The 12,023-nt window shown below is 50.1% G+C and carries 10 protein-coding genes; 1 reads left to right on the top strand and 9 read right to left on the bottom strand.

Annotated elements, in window-relative coordinates; all coding sequences use genetic code 11:
* Window positions 1-22: 22 nt before the first annotated feature.
* Window positions 23-1,012 (bottom strand): hypothetical protein, encoded by a 990-nt coding sequence (locus BUA93_RS00495; protein WP_072976495.1) that lies wholly within the window; start codon window positions 1,010-1,012, stop codon window positions 23-25.
* Between the two features lie 89 nt (window positions 1,013-1,101).
* Here BUA93_RS00495 and bioB point away from each other — a divergent pair, with 89 nt between their 5' ends.
* Complete coding sequence (gene bioB / locus BUA93_RS00490; RefSeq protein ID WP_072976493.1) at window positions 1,102-2,079, top strand: biotin synthase BioB; 978 nt, start codon at window positions 1,102-1,104, stop codon at window positions 2,077-2,079.
* 434 nt (window positions 2,080-2,513) lie between these two features.
* Here the strand turns inward: bioB and BUA93_RS00485 are convergent, their stop codons facing one another.
* The 8 genes from BUA93_RS00485 to BUA93_RS00455 all read right to left on the bottom strand — a co-directional run bounded on the left by BUA93_RS00485 (window position 2,514) and on the right by BUA93_RS00455 (window position 11,911).
* Entirely contained in the window at window positions 2,514-3,968 is a 1,455-nt protein-coding gene (locus BUA93_RS00485) for an RNA-binding domain-containing protein (RefSeq protein WP_072976491.1), read from the bottom strand.
* A gap of 446 nt (window positions 3,969-4,414) precedes the next feature.
* Window positions 4,415-7,633 carry a carbamoyl-phosphate synthase large subunit gene (gene carB, locus BUA93_RS00480; protein WP_072976489.1) on the bottom strand — a complete coding sequence of 1,073 codons (3,219 nt, stop codon included), beginning with the start codon at window positions 7,631-7,633 and terminating at the stop codon, window positions 4,415-4,417.
* Between the two features lie 268 nt (window positions 7,634-7,901).
* Complete coding sequence (locus tag BUA93_RS16085) at window positions 7,902-8,075, bottom strand: hypothetical protein (protein WP_175547338.1); 174 nt, start codon at window positions 8,073-8,075, stop codon at window positions 7,902-7,904.
* 124 nt (window positions 8,076-8,199) lie between these two features.
* Window positions 8,200-8,499 (bottom strand): HU family DNA-binding protein, encoded by a 300-nt coding sequence (locus BUA93_RS00475; protein WP_072976487.1) that lies wholly within the window; start codon window positions 8,497-8,499, stop codon window positions 8,200-8,202.
* Window positions 8,500-8,603: 104 nt separating this feature from the next.
* Complete coding sequence (locus tag BUA93_RS00470) at window positions 8,604-9,734, bottom strand: AI-2E family transporter (protein WP_254793779.1); 1,131 nt, start codon at window positions 9,732-9,734, stop codon at window positions 8,604-8,606.
* A complete protein-coding gene (locus BUA93_RS00465; RefSeq protein WP_072976486.1) occupies window positions 9,731-10,651 on the bottom strand; it encodes a helix-turn-helix transcriptional regulator in 921 nt (306 codons plus the stop codon). Before BUA93_RS00465 ends, BUA93_RS00470 begins: the two co-directional genes overlap by 4 nt.
* Window positions 10,648-11,397 carry a hypothetical protein gene (locus BUA93_RS00460; protein WP_072976485.1) on the bottom strand — a complete coding sequence of 250 codons (750 nt, stop codon included), beginning with the start codon at window positions 11,395-11,397 and terminating at the stop codon, window positions 10,648-10,650. Before BUA93_RS00460 ends, BUA93_RS00465 begins: the two co-directional genes overlap by 4 nt.
* Window positions 11,390-11,911 carry a hypothetical protein gene (locus tag BUA93_RS00455; RefSeq protein WP_139257632.1) on the bottom strand — a complete coding sequence of 174 codons (522 nt, stop codon included), beginning with the start codon at window positions 11,909-11,911 and terminating at the stop codon, window positions 11,390-11,392. Before BUA93_RS00455 ends, BUA93_RS00460 begins: the two co-directional genes overlap by 8 nt.
* Between the last annotated feature and the right edge of the window lie 112 nt (window positions 11,912-12,023).

Raw genomic sequence — 12,023 nt, 5'->3', positions numbered from 1 at the left:
TTTAGTTGTCTGTTAAAATTTTTTAGATATCGTCTTCATCATCAGGGATTATTCCCGTCCGCTGAATTTCTTCGCAGTATTCAGTCATCTCCGGAGCAATGAAAGGGAGCGGGTTAAACGAGCTCGGCACGGCTATACGTTCTGTAATCGTATTGTCACCACAAGTCACATTCACAACCGCACCATCTTCCTCCATTTCACCTGCATCGACCTTAGCTTCTGCACAGAACGCATTAATAGAATCCAGAGGCATGGCCGGCAAGAAATCAAACTGGATGAGAGTCACAAGAGAATCCATTTTATACTCATACAAAGTTGTAATCGACCCCGAATCCGGCTGAACTGCAACCATCTCAAAAGCGGTTCCCGTTTTTTGGGTAATCTTGCAAGTGGCTTTGCCAGAAGTTGAAAAAGCATTCGGGTTCGGGTCATCAATCACAGGCGTTTCGTTTGAACCAGGTTCCTCCGGAAGATTTACATCACTATTTTCCGACAGGTACGCATTCATCGTTTTACAGACTTCTTTAGCAGATTCCAAAGCTCCATCAAAGCCTATTTCGGCACCAGCGATTTCATGAATCTTCATGGTCCGGCCATCACATGTTACAGTCGCATTCTTCGTTAAAGCCTCTTGCTTGTTCGATTCACACAGCGACTGGATCATTGCTTCCGGCACAGATTCGTCGTATTCGGTCACGTAATCATTTTCTGCTTGTCCACCAGCTATTGTAGTCGTAATCGTTGTCTTCGCACCATCCTCTTTCATTTTTATGACAAAGGAATTAGCGGAAAGTTTTTCTACTGAACAAGGAACTTCGGTAGATGTATTCGCAGAAACAGGATTTGTTTGCACAACAGTATTATCAGCACCATCACCATTTATTGATCCGGACTGTTCCGAGACATTGTCCTTAGGTTGTTCATCGTTTTTTGGCGATGTAGAACTGTCAGAATCGCAAGCGGTAAAAACCAAGGCCACTATAGCGGTGGACAGGAATAGTTTTTTGAGCATATAACCCCCTTTTCGGATTAAAAATTCACCTTCTTAATATAATATATCTTTTCTATATTTGCACGCGAAAAATGTTCAAGGAGTAAGATATGTCTTTTATCCAGGAACTTAAGGAAAAGGTTTTAGGCGGTTACGAAATCAACCGCGAAGAGGCAGTGAAACTGCTCGACGCCGACCTCGACGAACTCACGAAAGCCGCGAACGAGATTCGCGAAAAATTCCACGGCAACGACTTTGACTTTTGCTCTATCGTGAACGCTCGCAGCGGGCGTTGCTCCGAAAACTGCAAGTACTGCGCCCAAAGCAGCTACTACCACACCGGCGCCCCCGAATACAAGCTGCTCAGCGCCGACGAAATCGTGGCCGATGCGAAGAAGAAAGAAGCCGCAGGTATTCCGCGCTACTCCATAGTCACCTCGGGTCGCACGCTCTCGAACCGCGACGTAGAACAAATTAGCGAAGCCATTCGACGCCTCAAGAAAGAAACCAAACTTTCCGTATGCCTTTCGGCAGGACTCTTGAACCGCGAGCAGTTCGACAAGCTCAAGGAGGCGGGCCTCACCCGCTTCCACAACAACCTGGAAACTTACCGCAGGCATTTCCCCGACGTGTGCACCACGCACACCTACGACGACAAAATCGGCGCACTCCAAAACGCCCTTGCCGCTGGTCTTGAAATCTGCAGCGGCGGCATCATGGGCCTCGGCGAAACCATGGAAGACCGCATCGACATGTGCCTCGATCTCCGCAAACTCGGCGTCAAGTCCACACCGGTGAATGTATTGAACGCCATCCCGGGCACGCCTTACGAGAACCTCCCGAAGCTCACGAACGACGAATTCTGCCGCATCGTGGCAATTTACAGATTCATCAACCCGAAGGCATTCATCCGCCTCGCGGGCGGCCGCGGCGTCTTGGGCGACGACGGCAAACGCGCCTTCAAGAGCGGCGCAAACGCAGCCATCACCGACGACATGCTCACCACCGCCGGCGTCAACAGCTGCAAGGACTTCGAACTCGTGAAGGGCCTCGGATTCAAGCCGCACGGATTTATCGGCAACGCTTAAAATCGCGCGCCCTATTCCAAGTTGGAATATGATTTATAAAAAAATTTGTACCACTTTAGAAATAAAGTGGTATATTAATGATTGAGCCCTTCTGGTGGATAAGAAGCGCCGGCATCGCAGCCGCTCCAGTCAGCAACCGCGAGCCGCAAGTCTCTAGACGAGACAGACCCACCAGAGCGGCTTTTTTTTATGCTCCTTGTTCCCGGACGTTTATTCGAACGATCCGGGAAATTTTTTTGATTCAGTCTTTTTTCCAGACTACCCTATGAATATGACAATACCATTTCGCACTCGTACAACAGCGTACCAGTCCAAGGGTATTTTTGTGACGAAAACGGCGAATTTAGAGCATTTTGTAAAGCCAAAGGGGCATTCCAACTTGGAGCAACCAACATCCCCAAACCAGTTTCTATCAAATAACCATCAAATAAAAATCACGAAGCCCATATTGGGACGTATTTCTTGAATTTGCGGGATTGCTTTTCGGGATCATCTTCCCTAATCAGCTTTTCATTCAAAGTTTCTCGGATTATTCGAGAAGCTACAGCCGAATTCTGTTCCTCAATGCCAAAACGATTTCGCAAAGACTGATTGGTCATCTTTTCGTTAGACACGTATTTTAGGCAAGCATGCTGGTAACAAGCCCGAACCCGTTCTTCCTTTTCCAAATGGTTCAAGGCCTTATAGGCATACATAGAAACCACAGTACGATTTTCCTGCAACAAAATATTAAATGGAGGAAGTTGATAGAGCTCGTTGTAAAAAACCGCCTTATCCCAACCACTACCCTTTTCTTCACAAAATCCCATACGACGCATAATATCTGCAAGAGAATCATTTCTTGACACATACTCATCTATAAAACGATTTGTATCAATTATCGGCGCTCCAGGATTTGAAATCTCAATTCGGTCAGAATATATTTCCACCATAGGGAACCCCGGTTCCATAAAATCTTGATGGATTATCGAGTTAACAACAAATTCACGAATAGCTATTTCGGGGTACATCCTGACATCACGACGCAAAGCTTTTCCAATTTCTTCATTTGCTGGGAGCTGACCATTTATCCACTCCATTATTTCGGAAAATTCGACAGCATATCCTTTTTTACCACAGCGTTCACGAACAGTCTCAACCTTATTTTTACCCTTATAGACAATAACACGTATAGCCTTGCGATTTAGTCCTTCAAAATCACTTAGATTCTTCGCAAATAAAATCGCCCCCAACTCTGTTATTCCAAATCCACTTTCATTCGAAACAACAAGCCGTTCTTGACAAAAGCGATCAACCATTCCAGAAGACGATTGAGGAAGGGGTAATTTCATCAAATCGAAATAAGACTCCACACTAAGCAACGATACAACATCACCACAAGACAACCCATCTTTCACAACAACCGCATCAAGCGGATTCTTAGCCTTGTTTCTCCAGATTTTGGAAGCCTTCTCCGGAAAGCCTACTAGTTTCTTCGTCAAGGAGCCGACTCTTATATAAGCCTCATTCAAAAACGCTACAGGTTCGTTAGAAGCAGCAGGAATCTTATACAACGAAATATGCCTATTTTCATCGTAATCAAATTCAATAGTCTGAAAATCTACGGCAGGCTTCAAGCGGCTCAACAGCCACATTTCCAGCTCTTCATTTCCCTTTTTCGCAGAACGCGCACAAAAGTCCGTTCCAACAATAGCGTGAGTTTTATCATCAACACCAAAGACCAAATAAGCGTAGGGTTTCTTTAGAATACAGGCACTATTGGATAACGCAGAAATACGTTCTCCTATTTCTTTACGAGAATGGAAATTCGCCTTGAACTCAAACCATTCCGTTTCATTAGAGCTTGCCGCCAAAGCATCCACTAATTTTTTTAATTCAGCAACTTCCATATTCAAAATTTAGTTTTGATTTTGTCAGAATACAATATAGCCAAAATAATATGTCTTTTTTATAGTCTCTATAAGCAAGATTACTTCAGGGCGGGTGGGCGGAGTAAGCCGGGCGTTACGGGCGCGGCGTTTGCAGAAACCCATGACGCTCGGTCATAGCCATACAAGCATGGCTGCGACTCTCGCTTACAGGGTTTTGAGCACCCGTTAGAAGGGGTAGCGGATGGTTCGACAGGCTCACCAACCTTTATACAGCCTTTAGCCTGGCGAAACAGAAGCGAGGGGGATTCCTCCCCCTCCCATACAGAAAAAGGACTGCATCGCTGCAGTCCTTTGAATTTTTTTGATCCCTCGGCTTCGCCCTAGATTCTATCGCTTCGCTCCAGAATGACAGGGCTTCGCTCAGGATGACACGCTAGAGCGGCCCTTCGGCAGGCTCAGGGACCTTAGACCTCTTCGATGCTCGCGTGGTACTCCTGGAGAGACTTCACAGCACCATGTCCGTTCCTTGCGGCGGCGATGCCCTTCACGGTGTTGTAGGCACCGGCGAGGGTCGTGATGTACGGAACCTTGTACTTGATGGCGGCCTTGCGGATGGCGCTTTCGTCCTTGATGGCGTCGCGCTTTGCCCACGGCGTGTTGATGATGAGGTTCACCTGCTTGTTCAGGATGATGTCGAGGACATTCGGGCGGCCTTCGGCGATCTTGTTCACCACTTCGCACTTGACACCGGCTGCTTCGTAGAACTTGGCGGTTCCTTCGGTAGCGTAAATCTTGAAGCCGAGCTTCTGGAATTCCTTGCCGATTTCGATGGCCTGTTCAGACAAGTTAACCTTGTCGGAGAGGCTAATCAGCACGGCACCTTCGTTCGGGAGGAAGGAACCTGCGGCTTCCTGGCTCTTGTAGTAAGCGAGAGCGTAGTCGTCGGAGAGGCCGAGCACTTCGCCGGTGGAGCGCATTTCGGGGCCGAGAACCGGGTCCACCTTCGGAAACTTGTCGAAGGGGAACACGGCTTCCTTGGCGCCGTGGTGGTTGAACTTCTTGTCCTTGAGCTTGAGGTCTTCGAGCTTGGCGCCGAGCATCAGGCGAGTCGCGAGGCGGGCCATCTGCGTGTTGCAAACCTTGGAGACCAGCGGCACCGTGCGGCTTGCGCGCGGGTTCGCTTCGAGGACGAACACCTTGCCGTCTTCGATAGCGTACTGCATGTTCATGAGGCCGCAAACGTGGAGGGCTTCAGCAATCTTCCTGGTGTAATCCTTGATGGTGGCCAAGTTTTCCTTGGTGATGGTCACCGGCGGGATAATGCAAGCGGAGTCACCGGAGTGGACACCGGCAAGTTCCACGTGTTCCATCACGGACGGGATGTAAACGTGTTCGCCGTCAGAGAGGGCGTCGGCTTCGCATTCGAGAGCGTTGTGGAGGAAGCGGTCGATGAGGAGCGGACGGTCCGGGGTCACGCCAACAGCCTTCGCCACGTATTCGCGGAGCATGTTTTCATCGTAGATGACTTCCATGCCGCGGCCGCCAAGCACAAAGCTCGGGCGGATCATCACCGGGTAGCCGCCGATCTGCTTGACGCAAGCGAGGGCTTCGTCGATGTTCGTGGCCATGCCGCTTTCCGGCATCGGGATGCCGAGCTGGTCCATCATCTTGCGGAACAGGTCGCGGTCTTCAGCAATATCGATGGAGTCGATGCTCGTTCCGAGAATCTTGACGCCTTCGTCGCTCAAAGCGCGGGCAATGTTCAGCGGAGTCTGACCACCGAACTGCACGATCACGCCAGCCGGCTTTTCCTTATGATAGATCTGCAGAACGTCTTCCAAAGAAACCGGTTCAAAGTACAGCTTGTCGGAAGTATCGTAGTCGGTAGAAACCGTTTCGGGGTTGCAGTTCACCATGATGGTTTCGTAACCCATTTCGCGGAGGGCCATGGCAGCGTGGCAGCAGCAGTAGTCGAATTCGATGCCCTGGCCGATTCTGTTCGGGCCACCGCCGAGAATCATGATCTTCTTCGGGTTGGTGGAAGCGGTAGATTCGTCCTTGCAGTTGTAGGTGCTGTAGTAGTAGAACTGGTTTTCCACACCGCTCACCGGCACTGCGCACCAGCCTTCGACCACGCCGAGTTCGGTACGCTTCTTGCGCACGTCCTTCTCGCGGATGCCGAGAATCTTGGCGATGTACTTGTCGCTGAAGCCGTCCTTCTTGGCCTTGATGAGGAGTTCATCGGAAGGCAGGCGGCCCGGAGTCTTGAGCATTTCTTCTTCGAGTTCCACGAGTTCGCGCATCTGCTGCACGAAGTAAGCCTTTTCGTAGGTGGCGGCGAAGATTTCTTCGTCGGTTGCACCCTTGCGGATGGCTTCGTACATCTGGAAGTGACGTTCGGAGCTCGGGGTCTTGAGCATTTCGAGGAGTTCTTCCTTGCTCTTCTTGTTGAAGTCCTTCGCAAAGCCGAGGCCGGAGCGACCATTTTCGAGACCGCGGATAGCCTTCTGGAGGGTTTCCTTGTAGGTCTTACCGATAGCCATGACTTCGCCCACGGCCTTCATCTGGGTGCCGAGGCAGTCATCGACGCCGCGGAACTTTTCGAATGCCCAGCGAGCGAACTTGAGCACCACGTAGTCACCGCTCGGGGTGTACTTTTCGAGACTTCCATCGCGCCAGTACGGAATCTGATCGAGGGTGAGGCCTGCAGCGAGCTTTGCAGAAATGAGGGCGATCGGGAAGCCGGTAGCCTTGGAAGCAAGTGCAGAAGAGCGGCTGGTACGCGGGTTGATTTCGATAATCACCACGCGACCGGTCTTCGGGTCGTGAGCGAACTGCACGTTGGTACCGCCAATCACGCCGATGGATTCCACAATCTTGAAGGCCTTTTCCTTCAGTTCTTCTTCGAGCTTCTTGTCGATGGTGAGGAACGGGGCCGCGCAGAAGGAGTCGCCGGTATGCACGCCCACCGGGTCGATGTTTTCGATGAAGCAGATGGCGATCATCTGGTTCTTGGAGTCGCGCACGACTTCGACTTCCAGCTCTTCCCAACCGAGGATGGATTCTTCGATGAGGCACTGGTGCGTCATGGAGAGTTCAAGACCGTTGGAGCAAATGGTGCGGAGTTCTTCCACGTTGTAGCAGAAACCGCCACCTGCACCGCCCATGGTGTAAGCCGGGCGAACCACGACCGGGTAGCCGATTTCAGCAACGATCTTTTCGGCTTCTTCCACAGAGTGGCAAATGCCGGAGCGCGGGGTGTCGATGCCGAGCTTCTGCATGGTTTCCTTGAAGATTTCACGGTCTTCGCCGCGTTCGATAGCGTCGAGGTTCACACCGATGACCTTCACGCCATACTTGTCCAGCACGCCGGCCTTGCTGAGTGCTGAGGCAAGGTTCAGGCCGGTCTGACCGCCCAAGTTCGGGAGGAGAGCCTGCGGGCGTTCCTTTTCGATAATCTGGGTGAGGCGGGCGACGTTCAGCGGTTCGATGTAGGTGGCATCGGCCATGACCGGGTCGGTCATGATGGTAGCCGGGTTGGAGTTCACGAGCACAATCTTGTAACCCTGTTCGCGCAGGGCCTTGCAAGCCTGGGTGCCGGAATAGTCGAATTCGCAAGCCTGACCGATTACGATCGGGCCAGAACCGATGATAAGAACTTTGTCGATGCCTTCAATCTTCATTTTTTTATCTCCGTTTGTCTAATTATTAAATCCTAAAAAAAATGCTGAACTAAAAAGTCCAGCAAAATCAGAAAAATTATCAACCTTGGAAAAACCCGTTGCAGTTGCGCAGTGGATTGCGCAGGTCTCGCAGCTCTGGGGCTTCGACATTGCAAGATTTTTGTTCATCTTCCTGTCTAATTCGCTCAAGGTTTAAACTTGCGCAAATATAGACAAATATTGTAAATCTTTCAATGTCTTATACTAAAATATGTAAAAAAAACAGTCGTTACGGTTCCACTCCGTCCGTCAGGACGTCATCCGTTTTTTCGACCTTGCAATTCACGGATTCCGGATCCTTGGTGCATTCGTCTTCATCGGAGCCGCTGCTGGAGCTACCACAACCGATTACCGCCATTACAAAAGCGGAAAGGCAAAGCATTCCCAAAAACTTACGAATCATATCATCCCTCTCTAATTAGTTGATGTTCAACACATTACAGTACAATATAGTAAAAGGCGAGAGCTGCGACAAAAAAAAACACCCGGGAGTATTCCCAGGTGCAAGCAAATCGCTTAAAAACCAATTACTTCTTGATCTTGGTCTTCTTAGCGGTTTCCTTGAGGCCAGCGCCGACCTTGAAGGAAACAGTCTTGGAAGCCTTGATCTTGATCTTTTCACCGGTGAGCGGGTTGCGGCCTTCGCGAGCAGCACGTTCCTTAACAGAGAAAGTACCGAAACCGATCAACTGAACGAGGCCGTCCTTCTTGATACCGGCGGTGATGCCGTCGAGCACAGCGTCAACTGCGCGAGCAGCAGCGGCCTTGGATTCAATGCCAGCTTCCTTGTTAGCGAGGATGGCTTCGATGAGATCTTGCTTATTCATTTTTTACTCCTTGAGTAGGTTAAGAATTTTATGATGATATTATACTTTTTTTTTTTGCGTCGTGGCACATTTTTTTTGAAAATTTTTTGAAAAACCCTATAAAATCAGGCCTCAGGCGGTGGTTCGACATCCGACTCCACGATAGCATCCGCTTTCTTCTGGATTTTTTCAATATAAACGAGGCACAGGCAAGTAAAGGGAATCGCGACAATCAGGCCCAAAAATCCGAGGAGTTTGCCCCAAATAGAAAGGGACAGGAGTATGCCCACCGGAGGCAAATTCATGGACGACCCCACAATTTTGGGCACCAGGATCATATCCTGAATCACTTGCACCACCAGATAAATCACCAGAACAATGATGGCCACTTCCCAAAACGGCATTCCCTTTTCCAAAGCGTAGACCACCGCCAACAGCAACGCCAACGGAATCGTCGTGAGCTGCAAGTAAGGGATCATATTCAGGGCGCCCGAGAAAAGGCCAAAGGCAACCCCCATAGGCAGTCCGATGACGCCGAAGCCGATCGCATACAAAATACCTACCGAAAGAGCCACAAACGACTGCGCACGGAAATAACTGCCCATGAAACGGTCCATTTCCATCGCGAACTCCGAAGCTCTCTGCCTATACCTTGTCGGGAACAGATTCTTGACCCCCTTACGAAGTTTCGGCATATCAAGCATAATGAATACGAGATACATAAAGATGAGGCCCACGCCCGACAGCCACATGACCAAGCTGGAAGTCTTCGTCACCACGCCCCAGGCACTCGGCAGGACCTTCCCCGCCACGGACTGCGCCGCATTCCAGAAATCAAGGCTCTGCATCGCCACCGCGACCTTGTCCCAAGAAATCAGGGACTTGAATTCCCGCCACAAGTCCTGAGGAACAAAGGCTGAAAGACGTTCCATCCAAGTCGAATCACTGAACAATTTCTGGATAAGCACCCCTAAATGTCGAACTTCACCGACCACCATCGGGATAAAAATCCACATTGCCCCGCCGATTACCAGCACCATCATCGAAATAACAATTGCCACGGCGACGACACGGTACTTTACTTTATTTTGAATTTTACATACAAGCGGATCAAAGATATAGGCCACCAAAAAGGCCGCAAAAAACGGCGCGAGTACCGCGCTCAGGTAATTCAGTATCCAAAGCAGGATACCAATTCCCGTCGCCATAAAAAGGTGCCGCATGACACGGTCAATCGTCCAAATACGTTTAATCATTTTTGATTCCTATAGTCTAAGGGCTTTACTCCGTAGATTCGGACAAAGTCTTTTTCAAAAGACGACGGACTTCCCGCCCCGACCGCAATCGCAATTTCGGCCACCGAGCGGTCCGACTCCCTCAAAAGTTTTGCCGCCGAGGCCATACGGGACTTCAGGTTCTCCTCTTTTTTCATCCGTTTTTTCACGGACCGTTCCGAGCCGCGAACGGCTAGAGCGACTACACCCGCATACACAGCGGCAATTACCGCCAAAGCGACATACATCAGCGCCTTGAACGTCCGGTTTTCGCCCCACAACTTTATAGAGCGTACCGTAATTTCGTCCGGGATGCCAAGCATCGTTCCTTCGCCATTCGTAATTTCAAACAACATTCCGCGGTTCATGTAACGCAGGCCATCATCCTTTTCGAGCCCCTGCATGGCAAGCCACCATTCGGGAACCTTGAAGTCCAGCATCGACACGGCAACCCCGTTCTTGCGGACCTGCACCTGGGAAACCATCGGTCGGTAACTCCGGTAATCGTTTTTCTGGCTATAGACGGGATCGTCGTTTAAAATCTTGACTCCAATTTTTCTCATGCGATCCGTTTCCGCATCGATAACCAAAGAATCATAATCCGAAAAATCAAAATATCCTGACGCCGGTCGATTGTGGATCGAAAGCAGGTTCACGCCCATGCCAGCATAGGGATACGCCATACCGGACCGGATATTGACACGGGCCGAAATCACAGAATCCGACTGAGAAAGTTCCACCGTCGAAAAACCGCCGACTGCAGAATCCGTCACCGGATAGACCTGGTAGGTTCCGCCCGGGAACAACACCTGTTCCGTAGACCTGAAAGTAACAAACAAGGCTACCCATAACGCAATCAAAACGACAAGCGCCGCAGAGGCTAGGACGATACTTTTCATGCGTCAGATTCCGTCTTCTGGGTTTCGTTTTCTTTGTTGTAGGAATGAGTCCGACCGATAGCCACAATCATAAGGCCGAGCATAATGAACATCACGACGCCAAACGAAAAATTACTGAGACCCTTGACTGCAATTTCATGGACTTTCAACGAGAATTTCTTTCCGCGAGGATGATTCCAGCCGGGAGCAACTTCTACGCGGGCCACCGTTTCTTGATGACGGTCGATCAAGGAGGGGTCCACATGTTCGTCGTTGAACCAGAATTCCGGCGTGTAGAACTGTTCCATCGGAATCGAGATTCTCTGGCGACCGGCCACAAGCGGGATTTCCTTCATCAATAGACGGAAGGTTCGTGCCTTCAAGGTATCCGTGACATCCGGATCATACGTCCATATTTTCATAAGGACCTCATCGGTTCCTTCGGCGTACAGGTCTAGGATGACGGAATCGACAAATGTCCAGTCGCGATACCGTTCTTCGCCATTTTCGCGCAGGTCTATCACAAAGCCACACCAGGCAGACTGACCTTCTTCGCCCCCCAGGGTACAGCTGAACGAAAGCGAGGAATCCGCCTGCGTAAAAGCCACCTGGGAAGAACCACCGTCGTAGGTGTCGTCGTACGCATCGACAGACGCATCCCCATGCAACGGAAACACCGAATCAATAAAGTAACGACTCGGCATCGCAAAATAGCCAATAATTACCGCGACTGCGATTGCGATGATTGTAATATAGGTTTTAGTCATTTGAAGTTTCGGGTTCCAAAATAGGCTTGAGATGAAGACTGTACTGCACCAAGTCCAACGGATCTTCGTCAGGCATCTTCTCGCCAAAGAGTCGGTCTATCAGGGCATCGAGCAAGCGGATAAAGAAGAAATGATGCTTACCCTCTTTCGCCGGTTGCTGGAACGGGTGTTCCAGGGTACGCTTCAAAAGTTGAATCGTCATGGAAGGCGGCATGTGGAACATCTTGCAGCAGTTCGTCACCTTGCCGTCGTAACCGTAGTCCGGGAGTTTTCCTTGCACCAGAGGTTCGCCGTGATCAATGCAGCAAGGGTCTTCGCAAACCGGGTCCTGCACATTCTTGGCTAGCAGGGCCTTGAGCCAAAGTTCGCGAGACTTGTCGGTCAAATCGCTGCGGAAGGCCATGGTCTGGTCGCAAGGGAAAAACGTAGAAAAGCACTTGGGGCAAATACGCAAGTCCAGATGCTGGAACTTGATCTGCGCCACCTCCGATTTGCAATAAGGACAAGTATTCATGTTGGGGAATATAGTAATTAGGTCGGTCGCCTTCGGCTTCCTTTGGGGTTTGAGGTCGCGCCTATGGCGCTCTGGGGTATGAAATATGAGGAATTTTCTATCAATCGCTCAA

The organism is Fibrobacter sp. UWH4 (assembly GCF_900142475.1).
GTDB lineage: Bacteria > Fibrobacterota > Fibrobacteria > Fibrobacterales > Fibrobacteraceae > Fibrobacter.
The sequence above is the reverse complement of the archived record's forward strand: the minus strand, read 5'-3'. Positions and strand labels throughout refer to the sequence as shown.

Excerpts from the sequence above, each read along its gene's own strand:
- BUA93_RS00495 (WP_072976495.1), bottom strand. The coding sequence starts at position 1,012 with ATGCTCAAAAAACTATTCCTGTCCACCGCTATAGTGGCCTTGGTTTTT.
- bioB (WP_072976493.1), top strand. The coding sequence starts at position 1,102 with ATGTCTTTTATCCAGGAACTTAAGGAAAAGGTTTTAGGCGGTTACGAA.
- BUA93_RS00485 (WP_072976491.1), bottom strand. The coding sequence starts at position 3,968 with ATGGAAGTTGCTGAATTAAAAAAATTAGTGGATGCTTTGGCGGCAAGC.
- carB (WP_072976489.1), bottom strand. The coding sequence starts at position 7,633 with ATGAAGATTGAAGGCATCGACAAAGTTCTTATCATCGGTTCTGGCCCG.
- BUA93_RS16085 (WP_175547338.1), bottom strand. The coding sequence starts at position 8,075 with ATGATTCGTAAGTTTTTGGGAATGCTTTGCCTTTCCGCTTTTGTAATG.
- BUA93_RS00475 (WP_072976487.1), bottom strand. The coding sequence starts at position 8,499 with ATGAATAAGCAAGATCTCATCGAAGCCATCCTCGCTAACAAGGAAGCT.
- BUA93_RS00470 (WP_254793779.1), bottom strand. The coding sequence starts at position 9,734 with ATGATTAAACGTATTTGGACGATTGACCGTGTCATGCGGCACCTTTTT.
- BUA93_RS00465 (WP_072976486.1), bottom strand. The coding sequence starts at position 10,651 with ATGAAAAGTATCGTCCTAGCCTCTGCGGCGCTTGTCGTTTTGATTGCG.
- BUA93_RS00460 (WP_072976485.1), bottom strand. The coding sequence starts at position 11,397 with ATGACTAAAACCTATATTACAATCATCGCAATCGCAGTCGCGGTAATT.
- BUA93_RS00455 (WP_139257632.1), bottom strand. The coding sequence starts at position 11,911 with ATGAATACTTGTCCTTATTGCAAATCGGAGGTGGCGCAGATCAAGTTC.